Here is a 16,048-nt window from a genome sequence, read left to right as displayed (position 1 = left end):
GATTGGTTGAACATATTTCATCAGTCGCCTTTATTGCATTAATATTGCAGTGTAATTGATAAATGATGAAAATTATACAGCAATGAGGAAACACGTCTTATCAACTCTGTTGGCATTATTGCCGTTGACAGCCTTGTCTCAGACATGGACATATTCGGATTGTGTGGAATATGCCCGAGAGCATAACATATCACTTCAGAAGTCAAAACTGAATGAGCTTTCTTCGGAATATAGCCTTGAAGAATCAAAAGCCCAATGGCATCCGACTTTGGATTTTGCGACCTCTCACGGTTTTTCAAATTATCCTTGGGCGGATGGTAATAAAAATTCCTATAACAGCTCGTATGGTCTGAATGCGGGATGGACTGTGTGGGATGGTGGAAAGCGGGAGAATACGATAAAGCAAAGCAAGCTGCGTACTGAAATCGACCGATTGAATACCGGGGGACTGCTAAGGACTATCGAAACAGACCTTCTACAGATTTATACTAACATTCTGTATGCAAAGGAGGCAATAGGAATATACGAGGAGGCTGTGAAAGTGAGCAAGGCACAGACAGATCGAGCCTTGCAACTGGTAGAAGCCTGTAAAATGTCGAAAGTCGACTATGCCCAGCTTAAATCGCAATATGAACAGGACAAGTATTCACTTGTAAATGCACAAGGCACCTATGACTCCAGGCGAATGGAACTGAAGCAGCTTCTTGAACTCGGCATAGATGCCGAGATCGATCTTGCAGACGTGGAGTGGGATAACGAACAGATTTTGGCTCAGTTGCCACCTATATCAGATACATATGAACTTGCAGTTGCCACCGACCTGAAAATAAGAGGACTTGAAATAGAAAAGTCTTCCTCGGAGCTTGATATCGCAGTAGCAAAGGCCGGGCGTCTTCCTAAGATATCACTGAATGCAGGAGTGGGGACAGGATATTATGCGCCAGGATCATCATTTGGTACAGCCGTAAAGAAAGGTTGGAACGAATCAATCGGGCTTACCCTGTCTATTCCGATTCTTGATAATAAAAAGACAAAGACAGCAATAGCGCAAGCTCGTGTGGCTCAGATTGATGCCCGGCTCAATATAGACCAACGGCAGACCGAACTCGCTCAGATTGTCGAGAACTGGTATATAGACACTCGTTCGGCTCAGTCCCGATATTCAGCAGCAGAAGCCCAATTCGAGTCTGCCAGGCTGAGTGACGAATTGACCAATGAACGGTTTAATCTGGGATATGTCAACCCTGTAGAGCTTATGATATCACATAATTCATATGTCGAGGCTCAGCATTCCTTACTACAGGCGAAATATATGGCTATCCTTGGTCAGAAAATGATAGAATTCTATCGAAATGCCACTGTATCATTTCCTTGAAATAAATAATTATTATTCATATATATGATGAAGACAACAGCAAAGATCCTGAGTGTGACCTTATTATCATTATTTGCATCATGCAGTCATAAGCCTGACACAATACTTGAGACAGTCAAGGCGGAGCGTGGTGAACTTACGGAGACTGTCACAGCGACAGGCACTATCGAATCTGTCACACAAGTCGATGTAGGAACACAGGTGACGGGTATAATCGACAAATTATATGCCGATTACAATACGGTTGTAACCAAAGGCCAGCTTATTGCTGAAATTGAGAAGACACTTCTTCAAAGTGATTTGACAAGTGCAGAAGCCAATGTCGAATCAGCACGCCTGACGTATGAGTATAATCTTGTCAACTATAATCGCGACAAGGCTCTTCATGATAAACAGCTGATAAGTGACTATGAGTTTCAGACCTCCAAGAAGGAGCTTGAAGTGTCGAAGACTGCATACGACAAGGCGAAAGCCGATAAGGTCCGTGCTGCGAAGAACCTCAATTATGCAGAGATATACTCTCCGATTGATGGTATAGTGATCTCAAGAGAAGTAGAAGTCGGACAGACGGTGGTATCGAACATGAATGTTGCTAATCTATATACAATAGCAGATCTTGACAATATGCAGGTGATAGGCAATGTGGATGAGGCGGATATAGGGCAGGTGAAAGTGGGGCAGGCTGTGACATTCTCGGTGGATGCCTATTCCGATGAATTGTTTGAAGGTCATGTCACTCAAGTAAGACTGAATCCTACGGTTGAAAGCAATGTCGTCACTTACGAGGTGGTGGTGGCGGCTCCCAATCCGGATCATAAGCTTATCCCCGGGCTTACAGCCAATCTCATAATCTATACTATGAGTGAGGACAATGTGTTGTTGCTCCCAACAAAGGCATTTATGTTTACGCCTCAAATCAACGATGATGACAACCTTCCTAAGCCGGATGGAGATGCAGGAAAACTTGTTCTCGGAGATGGTCAGAAGTGTGTATGGGTTGTAAAGGATGGACGACTTGTGCCGACAGTTGTGACTGTCGGGGCGAGCAATGGATTAAAGACTGTAATACACGAAGGTCTCTCTGATAATGATGCAGTGGCTTCAGGCTATTCTGTGTCAGCCGGATCGCAGGAAGGTGAACGTTCGGAAGGTGAACGAAGTCCGTTTGCTCCTCAGCCTCCAGGTAGGAACAAGAAAAAATAATGGTTATGAGTATCGGAAAAGAAATTATAAGGATAGAAAATCTACGTAGGGAATTTGTGGTCGGAGGAGAGAAGGTAAAAGCTCTGCGCGGAATATCATTTACTATAAATGAAGGCGAGTTTGTGACCATAATGGGCACTTCAGGCTCAGGGAAATCCACTCTTCTTAATTTGCTTGGCTGTCTTGACACCCCTACTTCCGGAGAGTATCTTCTGGATGAGATTTCAGTCCGGTCTATGAGCAAGAATCAGAGAGCTGTGACACGCAACCGAAAAATCGGTTTTGTGTTCCAGAACTACAACCTTCTTCCTAAGACCACAGCCATAGAGAATGTGGAATTGCCATTGCTTTACAACACGTCGGTCAGTGCTAAGGAACGACGCGAAAAGGCTATTGCATCCCTAAAGTCGGTAGGGTTGGGTGAACGCCTGAACCATAAGAGCAATCAGATGTCTGGTGGTCAGCAGCAGCGTGTGGCTATAGCTCGTGCCCTTGTCAATGATCCGGTGATAATTCTTGCTGATGAGGCGACAGGTAATCTTGACACACGCACATCATTCAGTATCCTTATGCTGTTTCAGGAGCTTCATGCCAAGGGCAGAACTATTATATTTGTGACCCACAATCCTGAGCTCGCGGATTATTCTTCACGAAACATAGTTTTGCGTGACGGAAAGATTGTTTCCGACACAGTTAACAGGACTCCTGCTTCGGCTCGTGAGGCATTTTTGAATTTACCAAAAGAGAATGATTGACATGAATATAGCTAATCTATTGAAAATAGCACTCAAAGCTCTGAATAATAATAAACTCAGATGCTTCCTGACTATGCTTGGCATAATAATAGGTGTGGCTTCTGTCATAACCATGCTTGCCATAGGTCAGGGGTCCAAGAACAGTATCAAGGAGCAGATTTCCGAAATGGGCTCAAATATGATTATGATACATCCCGGGAATATGCATCGCGGAGGTGTGCGACAGAGTGCCGATGACATGCAGACACTTGACGAGTCGGATTACGAGGCTTTGAAGGATCTGCCTGGAATCGCAGCCGTATCCCCGTCTGTGAATTCCGGCGGTCAGCTTGTAAATGGTAACAATAATTATCCTTCGTCAATCTACGGAGTCACACCGGAGTATCTTGATATACGCAGATTCAAGGTCAAGGAAGGCTCGATTTTCACAGAGCATGACATTAAATCCGCTGCCAAAGTCTGCATTCTTGGCAAGACGGTGGTTGACAATCTATTTCCTAATGGCGAAGATCCGGTAGGGCGTGTGATCCGTTTCGGTAAAATCCCTCTGACTGTTATAGGGGTGCTTGAGTCGAAGGGGACAAATTCTATGGGGCAGGACCAGGATGATGTGGTCATAGCTCCGTACACAACTGTGATGAAGCGTATTCTTGCCATTGATTATATCCAGGGGATTTTTGCGAGTGCTGTGGATGAAAACCGCACGGACGAGACCATCGATGCCATAACAGAGGTGCTGCGTACACGTCATAAGATAAAGGAAGATGCAGATGATGATTTTGAAATTCGGTCACAGCAGGAGCTTAGCGAAATGATGAATTCCACAAGCGATATGATGACAGTCCTTTTGGCTTGTATAGCCGGTATTTCTCTCCTTGTCGGAGGTATAGGCATTATGAATATAATGTATGTGTCCGTTACCGAGAGGACACGTGAGATAGGACTGAGAATGTCGATAGGTGCGCGTGGCATTGATATATTATCACAATTTCTTATTGAAGCAGTGATAATAAGTGTCAGTGGTGGTGTTATAGGAATTATGCTTGGCATCATAGCTTCATGGCTCGTAAATGCCATTGCCCATTGGCCTGTTTACATTCAGGCATATTCAGTGGTTCTTTCGTTTGCCGTATGTACTGTGACCGGAGTATTTTTTGGTTGGTATCCGGCAAAGAAAGCTGCCGGATTGGACCCTATTGAAGCCATTCGGTACGAATAGGTTTTTAGGGCGGTTTATAATGTGGAGAGGTTGTTCCGTTTTTCGGTTCAACCTCTTTTAATTTAAGACGGATAAGTTTAAAAACCTAATCATGGTTAGAATTGTTGAAATTTTAATTATGAGAAAGTTTTTTCACGTTTCAGCGATTGTAATGCTGGCATCCGTGATGTCAGGCATGGTACAAGCACAAGCGCAGAACCCCATGGATGAGGCTTCGCGCTATCTCAGACAGCCTTTGCCTGAACGATGGTCGTTCACACCGGACATCATTCAGACACTCCCGTCCGATGATGAATGGTGGAGATCATTTGGCGACTCTACTCTCGATTCATTGATTTCAGTTGGCATCAACAATAATTTTAATATACTTGAGGCCGCCCACCGTAGAGAAATGGCTCGCCTGGCAGTACGTCAGTCGCAGGCAGCCTACTATCCGTCGGTGGGGTTGAACGCCGGATATGCCAGGAATTATGCGATGAGAAAAGGGGCTGACAATTTCTCTTTCGGAGCAGATGTCAATTGGGAGATTGATATATTCGGAAAGATCTCTCAGCAGGTGAAGTCGCGTAAGGCTGGATACGAGGTCTCCAGAGCCGACTATGTAGCCACTATGGTGAGTATGACGGCCGAGATAGCCACTTATTACATAAATTATCGTGTGCTCCAGAATCAGATATCAGTTGCTAACGAGCATATACAATATCAGGCTAAGGTGGTGAAGATCACTGAGGCACGTCATGAAGCCGGCCTGGTGTCGAAATTGGATGTCGCGCAGTCAAAGACGGTGTACTACACTACTGAGGCTTCTCTCCCAAGGCTCAAGGCGCAGGCATCCGAGATGCTCAATGCTCTGTCGATCCTGATCGGGGTATACCCTTACGAGCTTGCACCTGTGTTGATATCGTCATCCACTCTTCCGGAGTATCAGCGTCTGATACCGGCCGGAGTTCCGGCTAATCTGCTGAGACGTCGCCCTGATATAGCAGCCGCAGAGGCTCAGTTGGCTCTGTATGCGGCACAGGTGGGGGTTGCTAAAAAAGATTTTCTCCCAACTCTTGCCCTGACAGGGTCCATAGGTTGGGGGAGTGACAGGATAAACAAGCTTGTCAAGAGCGATAGTTTCACATATAGCATAGCACCTAAACTCTCCTGGACACTCTTTGACGGATTTTCGCGCCGAAACGCTGTGGCAAGTGCAAAGGAACAGATGTTGATGGGCATTGACGCCTACAATCTCACAGTGATGACTGCTTATACCGAAGTCGAGAATGCGATGGAGGCTTATAATGCAGCTCTGGAGAGTATGGAGCTTAACAGAGAGGTGTTCATACAGAGCCGTGAGGCATTCGATATATCCATGGAGCAATACAAGCAAGGGCTTACGGTGTTCACTAATGTGGTAAATGCTCAGATAGACTGGCTTAATTGTGCAAATTCACTTGTTGCAGCTCATGGTGACGCCCTCATAGCACTGGTCGACCTGTATAAAGCCCTCGGCGGGGCTCCTCAATAATGCAAAATCTTATTATTATGGATACTAAAATATTTCTCTTTGCGGCTGCTGTATCTGTTGTCACAATGTCGTGCCGTCATACAGTCTCTAATGATGAGCAATCCGTGGAGACTGTGGATGTTGCACTTCCTCAAGTTGAGTCAATCACGCTTTCGTCGGTTTATCCCGGCGTGCTCACATCCCCGAATTATGTGGATGTTGTGGCTAAGGTCAACGGTCAGATTCTCACCCAGGACTATAACAGCGGATCGTATGTGAAGAAAGGGCAGGTGTTGTTCACAATCGATCCGTCTACCTATCGTGATCATGTGCAGCAGGCTCAGGCTGCATTGACCACGGCAATAAGCACCCGCGACTATGCTAAGACCCATTATGATGCGGTCAATAAGGCTCTCGCAAGTGATGCTGTGAGCAAGATGGAGGTTGTGCAGGCTCAGAGTGCTTTAGAGGAGGCGGAGGCTTCGGTAAAAAATGCCAAAGCATCATTAGCTACGGCTCAAAGGCTTTTGGGATATTGCTCAGTCACGGCTCCGATTTCAGGGCAGACTGCTGAAGGGGAATATGGCATAGGCAATTATGTGAGTGGGGAGGGTGCTCCTGTCAAATTGACAACAATATATGACAACTCGGTTCTGACGGCGGTTTTTGCTATTGAGGATGACCGTTATCATGAGATAGTCAATGCAATTGACAATAAAGATTCTCTGAATTTTGCAAAAGTTCCTGTGATATTTGAAGATCCTTTGCCTCACAGGTACTTCGGCAAGATTTCCTATCTTGCTCCTACTCTCAATAATTCTACCGGTACTCTTAAGGTGAAAGTAAGCATTGACAATGTGTACAATGAACTGAAGCCTGGCATGTATGCAAAAATAGATCTTCCTTATGACAAGATCTCCGATGCTGTCATGGTAAAGGATTCTTCGCTTGGGTCGGATCAGTTGGGTCGGTATCTCTATGTGGTGAATGATTCTGACAGGGTTGTAAAAAAACATGTGACGGTAGGCGATCTTTATCACGATACTTTGCGTGTTGTCACTAAAGGTATCAGTCCTGGGGAGCGTTACGTGACTAAAGCACTCCTCAAAGTGCGTGACGGTATGAAGGTTAATCCTCGGATGATCAATTAATATAACAGGTGTTATGTTATCGAAGTTTTTTATAGACCGGCCGATATTTGCCACAGTGCTGGCAATATTGATGGTGCTGGCTGGGCTTATTACGGTTAAGACTCTTCCGATAGCCCAGTACCCGGACATCACTCCACCGACAGTGATGGTTAGAGCCTCTTATCCAGGAGCGGATGCTGAGACTGTTGCAAAAGTGATAGGGGAGCCTATCGAACAGCAGATCAATGGAGTGGAGGGGATGATGTATATGAGTTCCAATTCCAGTGCAGGATCATATGATCTTACTGTTACATTCGAGAATGGCACGGATCTTGACGAGGCTGCTGTGAAAGTGCAGAACCGTATCTCTCTTGCCGAAGCCACTCTTCCTGCATCAGTGAAGGAGCAGGGCATATCTGTGATGTCCGAGTCGTCCAATATAATATTGTTTATAGCTCTTGAAAGTGATAAGGAGCATAATTACTCGGCTTTGTACCTTACTAACTATGCCCAGCTCAACATAATTGATGAGATTTCACGCATTGAGGGTGTGGGAGGGGCAGGAGCCTTTGGCGGCGGTGAGTACAGCATGCGTGTGTGGCTTGACCCTGCCAAGATGCAGGTGCGCGGTCTCACGCCGGCAGATGTGATGCAGATGATCAGGTCGCAGAATCTTGAAGTGTCGGCAGGGAGTGTGGGTACACCTCCTGTTGCGGCTGATGTTGATTTCGAATTCACTCTTACCGCACAGGGTCAGCTGTCGAGTGCGGAGGAGTTCTCGAACATTATTCTGAGGGCTGAGCCTGATGGCTCGTTGCTTCATCTTAAGGATATCGCGAGGGTGGAGCTTGGGAGCAATTCATATTCCGATATATCGCATGTGTCGGGAAAATCGGCAGGTCTTATAGGGGTGCAACAGCTACCGGGGGCTAATGCTCTTGAGGTGGCGGGTAAAGTAAAGGATAAGCTTAATGAGCTGTCGCAATATTTTCCTGATGGAGTCCAATATCGTGTGATAATGGATACTACGTCATTTGTCACGGCTTCTATTGATGAAGTGCTTGTCACATTTGCTGAGACAACGCTCATAGTTATGGTTGTGATACTGCTGTTTTTGCAGAGTTGGAGAGCTGTCATAATCCCTATGATCGCTATTCCAGTATCGCTTATAGCTACGTTTGCGGTGATGAAGTTGATGGGGTTCTCTTTGAATACCTTGACTCTGTTCGGGCTTGTGCTTGCTATCGCTATAGTGGTTGATGATGCCATAGTCGTAGTTGAGGATTGCTCCAGACTGGTCCAGGAGGGAAAACTTACTCCGCGTCAGAGTGCAGAGAAGGCTATGGAGGAGCTCCAGGGTCCTGTGATTGGAGAGGTGCTGGTGCTTCTGTCAGTGTTTGTGCCCACAGCATTCATAAGTGGGATCACCGGGGAATTGTACAAGCAGTTTGCACTTACGATTGCCGCATCTGTTGCCTTCTCAGGATTCAACGCTTTGACATTCACTCCGGCAATGTGCGCTTTGTTTCTTCGGAAGAAAGAGGATAATAATCCTCGTTTTTTCCTTTACAGATGGTTCAACAAGGGTTATGGTTGGTCTCTTTCCAGATATGTAAGATGGGTAGGCTCGCTGCTGAAGCGTCCGGTAGTGGCGATATGTCTTTATTTCGTGATATGTGCCGTAGCTTTTTGGGGATTTGTTAAATGGCCGTCAAGCTATATTCCAGAGGAGGATCAGGGATATTTCATGACATCGATACAGCTCCCTAACGGTGCGTCGCTTGACCGTACCGACAGGATTGTCACTCAGCTTTCCGACAGTATACTCAATCTTCCGGAGGTGGATAACGTGATAGCTATATCAGGAGAGTCCATGATGGGGGGTGGGACTGGCGGAAACACTGGATCACTTTTCGTTGTGCTCAAGCCATGGAAAGAGCGTAAGGGGGCTGGTCAGAGTGTAAACGATGTGATAGGCAAGGTGAACCGTATCGCATCATCGTTTCAGGAGCCTATAGTGTTCTCCATTAATCCGCCGGCAATTCCTGGTCTTGGAATGACTTCGGGTATGCAGATGCAGATTCTCGATATTAATAATCTTGGAGCGGATGCCTTGGCGGATGCTGTACGTGAAATGCAGGAAAAAGGATCTAAGGATTCCAGGTTCGCTCAGCTTACATCTCAGTTCCAGGGCTCGGTGCCTCAATACACTGTAAAGGTTGACCGAGATCGTGCCAAGATGCTTAATCTTACACTTGAGGATATTTATATCACATTGTCATCATTTATGGGTGGCTCGTATGTGAATGATTTTGTGAAGTTTGGGCGTACATATCAGGTCACTCTCAGTGCTCGTGACGATGCCAGAGGACATGTGGAGGATATTCCGCGGCTGTCGGTGCGTAACAGTAGTGGTGAAATGGTGCCGTTTTCATCGTTTGCCACTGTTGAGCCATCAAAGGGACAGGCAACGGTGAATCGTTATAATATGTATACAACCGCGTCAATCACAGGCACTCCTGCCCATAATGTATCGACCGAGGATTGCATAGCGGGTATGGAGCAATTGCTGAAGGATGCTGTCGGTAATGATTTTGCTTATGCCTGGACCGGGGAGGCATATCAGGAGACGCAGTCAGGCACAACTATATCAATGGTATTGCTGTTTGCTGTCATAATAACATTGCTTGTGCTTGCAGCTCAGTATGAGAGCTGGACCGATCCGTTGGCTGTGATAATATCTATGCCTACAGCTATTCTTGGTACAGTGATCGGATGTATCATAATGTCTCAGTCGATCTCGATATACACTCAGATAGGTATAATACTTCTGTTGGGGTTGTCTGCTAAGAACGCCATACTTATTGTGGAGTATGCTATTGATTTTCGAAAGACAGGAGTGGGGATACGTCAGGCTGCTTTTGATGCAGGGCGCATACGTTTCCGTCCGATTATGATGACAGCTTTGGCGTTCGTGTTCGGAGTCATGCCCATGATCTTCGCCACCGGGGCTGGCGCGGCTTCCAGAGTGGCACTTGGCACTGCTGTGGTCTTCGGTATGGCTATAAATGCTGTGGTCGGGACTCTTTTTGTCCCTGGCTTCTGGGAGCTTCTTCAGTCTTTCAAAGAAAAGTATCTCAGCCGATTGTTTGCGTCATCAACACAGCTTTCCGACGCGAAACCGGAGGCTCCTGCAAAGAAACAGGATACGTCATTATGATAGATTGATCGGCAGTACCGGATGGCTGTATAGCATTATGCAGCCATCCGGTACGGCTGATATTATTTTTTCATCCAGTAGTTTCTTTCGGAAGGGTCCATCTTTTCTATGGCATAACGTAGTGTTGTGCGAGGCATGTGGCTGACGTGGGTGTTAAGGAATGCCCTGAGTATGTCTATGTCACGCTTTCCGACTTCTCTGAGCATCCATCCTACGGCTTTATGGATCAGGTCGTGTGGATGAGAGAGGAGTTTGGTGGCAATTCTTAATGTGTCATCGAACTGATAGGCACGTATGAGGGTAAAAGTTGAGACTATGGCAATGCGTTGTTCCCAAAGGTTTTCGCTGTCGGCAAGACGGTCAAGGATGTTACGGTCAGGCATTGTCCCGTCGGGTAGTTGCCACAGCAGCCAGGTTCCGAGGATGTATTCGCATGAAAGATCGACAAGATCCCAGTTGTTGGCTTGTCTGGCATGACTGAGAAAGAAGTCGGCTATCTCTTTACGTCGTTCTGCTTTGGTTGTCGGCGGTTCTTTTCGTTTGGGTGTGGCGGCTTTCATTTCTTCGACAAGGAGCAGTAATCCGCACAGTCTCACCTCATGCCATGGATTGTAAAGAAGTTTTTCGATTTCTGTAAGAGGCACATCGAGTTTTGCTTGTTTTGTCACAAGTCGCGTCTGAGGGACCCTCAGACCGAGAAACAGGTCTCCTTCGCCGTATTCTCCCTTTCCTGTTTTGAAAAATCGTGAGAGCACGCGTTGCTGTTCATCGTTTTCCATGGTTCGGAGAGTCTCTATAATCTCATTGGCGGTAGTCATTATGCTCAGTGGTATGTGTTATAAATATGTAAAAAGTCTTTATAGTATTGTATGTTGAAGGCAAAGTTACGTATATTTGCGAAAACACAAGTGTAAAACAATGAAAAGATATATTATTGTCATACTGGTCCTATGCTTGTCAGGGATTCCGTCAATGTTAGGCGTGCTGAAAGCGAATGAGCATGTCACAAAGGAAGAGGACGGACGCGAATATCGCTGGCATCGACATAAACCTACGTACTTTGTAGGGCGTAACGGTGTGTTTTTTGATGGCAGGCCAATAAAGGATGCCTCCCCTTCGAGCTTCAGGATTCTTGGTGACGGTTATGCTGTTGACAACTGGCATGTATACTATCGAGGAAATGTCATGGCTGAAGCGGCATTGTCGTTAGAAGTTTTGGGATATGGGTATGTCAAGGACGCGTGGAATGTGTTTTATGACGGCAGAAAAATTGAAGGAGCCTCAGCCGGGACCTTCTCTGTTATTTCAGACTGGTATGCCAAGGATAACTGGAGTGTGTTTTTTGATGGAAAGAAGGTCGATGGAGCCTCCCCTGGAAGTTTTAAGGTGCTTCGTGACGGATATGCGAAAGACAATTGGGCGGTGTATTATGACGGTATCAAAGTTAAGGATGCCAGTCCGGACTCTTTTTCATGTCGCCGAGGAGGATATGCCGAAGATAATTGGAGCACATTTTATCGTGGCAAAAAGCTTGATTGACGTGTATGGGGTTAGAATAATTTAGGAAAATATTTGATTTAGATTTCATTATTCTCGGAAATAATTCGTAAATTTGCAGTGGTAGCAGGACGGTCGTGTCGCTTGCCGAGGGGGCATTTTGCCCTGAGCGGCAAGAGGAAAGTCCGGGCAACACAGAGCACCATACTCTTTAACTGAGAGCTGTCGGTGACGGCAGAGTAACGTGACAGAGAATGACAGCCTCTGATCCATTATGGTATCATGAGGTGATGGTGAAAAGGCGAGGTAAGAGCTCACCGGATGCTATGGCGACATAGCATGCCGCACGTCTTATGGGTTGCAAGGCCATGTATACCGGCAAGCGGACTCCTTTCATATTGGAGCTGCAATGGGTTGCTCGCCCATCGCCGGGGGGTAGGCTGCTCGAGTGCCGAAGCGAAGCCAGGCACCAATTAGATAAATGACTGCGACCGCCGCGGTAACCTGTCAGCATAACGCTTGACGAGAAGTCCCGCGACGACATAACCCGGCTTATAGTCCTGCTGCCTTTTTTCTATTTTACCTGTAGAGATAGGGGAATATATAGGAAATTCAAGTTTTTTTGAAAAAAGTTGCAAAAACATTTGCACAGTAAAAAAAAAGTATCTACCTTTGCAGTGTCAAAAACAAAGAGGTCTTTCTTCAAGAGCAAATTGCTAAGACAAAGACATAAAAATTGCCTTGTGGTGTAATGGTAGCACGTCGGATTCTGGTTCCGCCTGTGAGAGTTCGAATCTTTCCAAGGCAACAAAAGTCGACTGATTCATAAAGGATCAGTCGACTCTTTTTATCTAACTATGTCATATTTAGTGAGATGTTGGGGGTCAGCGGCATACCCTCTGAGAAATTGCCGTCGCTGAGCGATGCGCGGCTACAGGAACTGTTCTCCATACCCGGAGCACGTGAACACAAACCATCGGAACGTCAGATCCGGCTCTAAGCCCTGTTGCCGGAATATGCGGCAAGGCTTTCCCGGAAGGGCATGACAGTCAAGAAGCTGTACGAAGAGTATCACACGGACTATCCCGACGGATACCTTCATGCGTCTTTCGGGATGAAGTTCAGGCAGTTTATGTTATAGACGAATGCCATCGGCCATGTCGGGCACTGTGCCGGAGACCGGATGTACATAGATTTCGCCGGAGACAGACTGGAGATAGTCGACGAGACAACCGCCGAAGTACGAAAGGTCGAGGTGTTCGTGGCGATACTTCCGTGCAGCCACTACACATACTGCGAGGCAGTGTGGTCACAGAAAAAAGAGGATCTGATCAAGGCGTGCGAGAATGCCATCCGTTTCTACGGGGGCTCCCCGTGCGCTATTGTGCCAGACAACCTGAAGTCGGCGGTCACGCGCAGCGACCGTAACGAGCCTGTGATCAATCCTGACTTCGAAGCCTTTGCCGAGCATTACGGGTGCGCCGTAGTTCCGGCCCGGGTACGGCACCCCAGGGACAAGGCTCTTGTGGAAAATGCTGTCAAGCTGATGTACATGTCCGTGTATGTCGATCTCGAAGGGTCGGTGTCCCATGACCTGGAGTCGCTCAACGAAGCCATCCTCAAGTCACTGGAGAAGTTCAATGCACGCAATCTGACCCGGCGCAAGGAATCCCTCCGTAAGCTTTTCGATTCTGTCGAGAGGGACACTCTGAGACCTTTGCCGGCAGACCGCTATCAGATGAGACAGCGGGTGGTGGCCACAGTACAGCGCAACAGTTACGTGACGCTGAACAGGCATCACTACAGTGTGCCGACCCGGTATGTGGGCAAACGCGTGGAGATGGTATACGACACCGATACAATCGAGATCTTCCATGGCTTCACCCATGTGGCCACGCATCACCGCAACGACACCCTGTATGAATACACCACGAAGCCTTCCCACAATCTGCCCGGACGCAAGGGGAGCTGCGAGAGCGACCTACAGGAGATTCTTTCCCGTGCCGCAGTAATCGACAACATCGTGGTGCACTATCTTCGCGCTGTCATCGAGGACAAGCGTTATCCCGAGCTTGCTTTCCGGGCCTGCCGTGGCATCATGAACCTGGAGAAGAAGTACGGGCAGGAACGTCTTGTGTCCGGGTGTGCCGCGGCCATGGAAGCACGCCGCTGCAGCATCAGCGACATGGTGGACATACTCGAGTCCGGGGCAGACGCGGATTATCTGCCGGGGGCCGAGGCCGATGACCGGGAACCCCGGAGACCGGCCCACCGTAACATACGGGGCAAAGAATACTTTGCCGCCAGCATAAGACAATCAACTCAAAACGACAACTCAAAAAATGGAAACAAACGATAAAACCTCCCCTGTAACTCCGGAGAAAGACCGCAACTCCATATCTCTCGATCTGATGCACCGCATGCGCCTTCACGGGATGGCCGCCGCGTTCACCGAAAGCCTCCAATCCACTTTTGCAGAGACAATGACACCTGACAGCTTCCTGAACTGGCTTCTCTCCAGGGAATGGGACTACCGGGTGGCCCGCAACATCGAGCGCCTGGTAAAAGGCGCGAACTTCAGATACAACGACGCATCGGTGGCACAGATCGACTACACGCTGCCGCGTGGCCTGGATCGCAACCAGATGGAACGTCTTGCCTCTCTGGATTTTGTCCGCAAAGGAGACAACCTGTTCATTACCGGATGTGCCGGTACGAGCAAGAGCTATCTGGCCACCGCACTGGGATACGAGACCTGCAAGGCCGGCATGCGTGTCCTGTACGCAAACGCCTCCAAACTGATGGGAACTCTGAAAATAGCCAAAAACAAAGGGACAATCGAGACGGAGCTGAAGAAACTCGAAAAAACGCAACTCCTCATCCTCGACGACCTCTTTCTGGTTCCCCTCGATGCCAGGGAGCGCGCTCATCTGACCGAAATCATCGAAGACAGGCACGGACGCAAATCAATCATCGTCACCTCCCAACTACCCGAACTGGACTGGTACGACGCCATCGGTGACACCACCGTGGCAGACGCCATCCTCGACCGCATCGTACACACTGCTCACCGTATCACGCTAACCGGTGAAAGCGTCCGTAAACTCAAAGCCTTCAAAGGCAGATAAACCAAAATAAAACTGACCCCGTCGGCCAAACTCTTCAGGGGTCAAAAACAAATTATTTTCGGGGGTCAAATCAACCTTGGCCGCAGGGGTCATCCGCGCCTGGGTTTTCCACTTGTTCAAGATTATATAGTTCTTCGTGACGTTTTAGTTCGTTAAACGCCTCATCACATCGCTGCTTCCGTGTCATTATCTCCTCATGCGATTCGATATTGTCTTTGTGTTTCTCATAGAAATCACAAATTGGACCCATGTCCTCGAGATAATACACCGAACCATCGGGAGTAACGTAAACCTCTTGCTCTATTTCCTCTATCAAAGTGGACCCATCCGGATTCTTGTGAACATCCTGCAGGGATACCGATGAGAAAAAACCTACATCTTCGTCATATTCTCGCTTCTTTTGAATGCGGGTAACTCCATGCTTATGGTCATAACGCTCTTCATCTGTCATAGAGTCAAGATATACGTTGTATGCTTCCTCAAGTTCAGCATCATAGTCTCTCGAATCATTATATGATTTCTCAATCATAATCTCATCGTCAGATAATTCCATGCCTCCATAAGCCTCTTCTCCATCAGGGAAACGTATATGACGCATATCGCCTACAATTTCCAATACCTCAAACGGTCGGTTTTCATTCATAGGAATGGCGACTTTCGATTCTCCTTTGTTCTCTGCTACACAAGCAGTTCCTGGAATTGGCTCAGAGCATTGCTCCTGTATTTCCGATACATCTGTCGTGGTTACTGATACCTTTTCACCGGTCGGAGTTTCGGCAATAGCCATGACTTCACGGTGGCAAAAAAGAGCCGAAAGGCGGTTGAACACATCTTCGATTACCGATTGCAAACCGCAATAAAGACCGATTGAGAGGACAAAGAAAACGGCAAAGAGTACATTGCCGGTAAATTGATCAGTGCCAAAACGGTGAATGGCTGCGTGGCGACCAAGTAAAGCCATGATGCAACATCCGGAAATGACGGCACTCCAGATAAAAATTTTGTCCCGGGTAGGGGGAGCGAAGCTCC

The 16,048-nt window shown here is 47.4% G+C and carries 13 protein-coding genes, 1 tRNA gene and 1 other RNA gene; 12 read left to right on the top strand and 3 right to left on the bottom strand.

Features of this window, described 5'->3' with window-relative positions; genetic code table 11:
• Nucleotides 1–82: 82 nt before the first annotated feature.
• From EZ315_RS14500 to EZ315_RS14470, 7 genes are all read left to right on the top strand, one after another.
• Complete coding sequence (locus EZ315_RS14500) at nt 83–1,375, top strand: TolC family protein (RefSeq protein ID WP_135472713.1); 1,293 nt, start codon at nt 83–85, stop codon at nt 1,373–1,375.
• Nucleotides 1,376–1,399: 24 nt separating this feature from the next.
• The gene (locus EZ315_RS14495) at nt 1,400–2,578 is read left to right on the top strand and encodes an efflux RND transporter periplasmic adaptor subunit (RefSeq protein ID WP_242452615.1); all 1,179 of its coding nucleotides are present in this window, start codon (nt 1,400–1,402) and stop codon (nt 2,576–2,578) included.
• Between the two features lie 5 nt (nt 2,579–2,583).
• Nucleotides 2,584–3,333, top strand: coding sequence for an ABC transporter ATP-binding protein (locus EZ315_RS14490; RefSeq protein ID WP_135472712.1), 750 nt, complete (start codon nt 2,584–2,586; stop codon nt 3,331–3,333).
• Between the two features lies 1 nt (nt 3,334).
• Entirely contained in the window at nt 3,335–4,552 is a 1,218-nt protein-coding gene (locus EZ315_RS14485) for an ABC transporter permease (protein ID WP_135472845.1), read from the top strand.
• Nucleotides 4,553–4,670: 118 nt separating this feature from the next.
• Nucleotides 4,671–6,065, top strand: coding sequence for an efflux transporter outer membrane subunit (locus EZ315_RS14480; RefSeq protein WP_170957567.1), 1,395 nt, complete (start codon nt 4,671–4,673; stop codon nt 6,063–6,065).
• Between the two features lie 17 nt (nt 6,066–6,082).
• Nucleotides 6,083–7,195: an efflux RND transporter periplasmic adaptor subunit gene (locus EZ315_RS14475; RefSeq protein ID WP_170957566.1), complete on the top strand. Its 1,113-nt coding sequence runs from the start codon at nt 6,083–6,085 to the stop codon at nt 7,193–7,195.
• A gap of 13 nt (nt 7,196–7,208) precedes the next feature.
• A complete protein-coding gene (locus EZ315_RS14470) occupies nt 7,209–10,394 on the top strand; it encodes an efflux RND transporter permease subunit (RefSeq protein ID WP_135472709.1) in 3,186 nt (1,061 codons plus the stop codon).
• A 62-nt stretch (nt 10,395–10,456) separates the two neighbouring features.
• Here EZ315_RS14470 and EZ315_RS14465 read toward each other — a convergent pair whose 3' ends face one another.
• The gene (locus EZ315_RS14465; RefSeq protein ID WP_135472708.1) at nt 10,457–11,212 is read right to left on the bottom strand and encodes a DNA alkylation repair protein; all 756 of its coding nucleotides are present in this window, start codon (nt 11,210–11,212) and stop codon (nt 10,457–10,459) included.
• Nucleotides 11,213–11,288: 76 nt separating this feature from the next.
• Between EZ315_RS14465 and EZ315_RS14460 the strand changes: the two genes are divergently transcribed.
• The 3 genes from EZ315_RS14460 (at nt 11,289) to EZ315_RS14450 (ending at nt 12,699) form a co-directional block, all read left to right on the top strand.
• Nucleotides 11,289–11,933: a DKNYY domain-containing protein gene (locus tag EZ315_RS14460; protein ID WP_371315357.1), complete on the top strand. Its 645-nt coding sequence runs from the start codon at nt 11,289–11,291 to the stop codon at nt 11,931–11,933.
• A gap of 81 nt (nt 11,934–12,014) precedes the next feature.
• An RNA gene (gene rnpB / locus EZ315_RS14455) (RNase P RNA component class A) lies at nt 12,015–12,462 on the top strand.
• Between the two features lie 166 nt (nt 12,463–12,628).
• Nucleotides 12,629–12,699: transfer RNA gene (locus tag EZ315_RS14450), tRNA-Gln, on the top strand.
• 123 nt (nt 12,700–12,822) lie between these two features.
• Here EZ315_RS14450 and EZ315_RS16755 read toward each other — a convergent pair.
• On the bottom strand, nt 12,823–12,993 hold the full coding sequence (locus tag EZ315_RS16755; protein ID WP_242452614.1) for a hypothetical protein: 171 nt from the start codon (nt 12,991–12,993) through the stop codon (nt 12,823–12,825).
• A 48-nt stretch (nt 12,994–13,041) separates the two neighbouring features.
• On the opposite strand from EZ315_RS16755, the gene istA reads away from it, so the two are divergent.
• Both istA and istB read left to right on the top strand, forming a co-directional pair.
• A complete protein-coding gene (gene istA, locus EZ315_RS14445; RefSeq protein WP_262709760.1) occupies nt 13,042–14,250 on the top strand; it encodes an IS21 family transposase in 1,209 nt (402 codons plus the stop codon).
• Nucleotides 14,234–15,019, top strand: a complete 786-nt coding sequence (gene istB / locus EZ315_RS14440) for an IS21-like element helper ATPase IstB (RefSeq protein ID WP_135472706.1) — start codon at nt 14,234–14,236, stop codon at nt 15,017–15,019. The genes istA and istB overlap by 17 nt, the downstream gene beginning before the upstream one ends.
• 70 nt (nt 15,020–15,089) lie before the next feature.
• Here istB and EZ315_RS14435 read toward each other — a convergent pair whose 3' ends face one another.
• Nucleotides 15,090–15,980 (bottom strand): hypothetical protein, encoded by an 891-nt coding sequence (locus EZ315_RS14435; RefSeq protein ID WP_135472705.1) that lies wholly within the window; start codon nt 15,978–15,980, stop codon nt 15,090–15,092.
• Nucleotides 15,981–16,048: the final 68 nt, after the last annotated feature.

The sequence above is a fragment of the Duncaniella freteri genome (assembly GCF_004766125.1).
Taxonomy (GTDB): Bacteria; Bacteroidota; Bacteroidia; order Bacteroidales; family Muribaculaceae; genus Duncaniella; species Duncaniella freteri.
The sequence above is the reverse complement of the archived record's forward strand: the minus strand, read 5'-3'. Positions and strand labels throughout refer to the sequence as shown.

Bases quoted from the DNA above. Each gene is read 5' to 3' on its own strand.
- EZ315_RS14485 (WP_135472845.1), top strand. From the start codon at position 3,335: ATGAATATAGCTAATCTATTGAAAATAGCACTCAAAGCTCTGAATAAT.
- EZ315_RS14470 (WP_135472709.1), top strand. From the start codon at position 7,209: ATGTTATCGAAGTTTTTTATAGACCGGCCGATATTTGCCACAGTGCTG.
- EZ315_RS14475 (WP_170957566.1), top strand. From the start codon at position 6,083: ATGGATACTAAAATATTTCTCTTTGCGGCTGCTGTATCTGTTGTCACA.
- EZ315_RS14435 (WP_135472705.1), bottom strand. From the start codon at position 15,980: ATGGCTTTACTTGGTCGCCACGCAGCCATTCACCGTTTTGGCACTGAT.
- EZ315_RS14480 (WP_170957567.1), top strand. From the start codon at position 4,671: ATGAGAAAGTTTTTTCACGTTTCAGCGATTGTAATGCTGGCATCCGTG.
- EZ315_RS14500 (WP_135472713.1), top strand. From the start codon at position 83: ATGAGGAAACACGTCTTATCAACTCTGTTGGCATTATTGCCGTTGACA.
- EZ315_RS14495 (WP_242452615.1), top strand. From the start codon at position 1,400: ATGATGAAGACAACAGCAAAGATCCTGAGTGTGACCTTATTATCATTA.
- EZ315_RS14490 (WP_135472712.1), top strand. From the start codon at position 2,584: ATGAGTATCGGAAAAGAAATTATAAGGATAGAAAATCTACGTAGGGAA.
- istB (WP_135472706.1), top strand. From the start codon at position 14,234: ATGGAAACAAACGATAAAACCTCCCCTGTAACTCCGGAGAAAGACCGC.
- EZ315_RS16755 (WP_242452614.1), bottom strand. From the start codon at position 12,993: ATGAAGGTATCCGTCGGGATAGTCCGTGTGATACTCTTCGTACAGCTT.
- EZ315_RS14465 (WP_135472708.1), bottom strand. From the start codon at position 11,212: ATGACTACCGCCAATGAGATTATAGAGACTCTCCGAACCATGGAAAAC.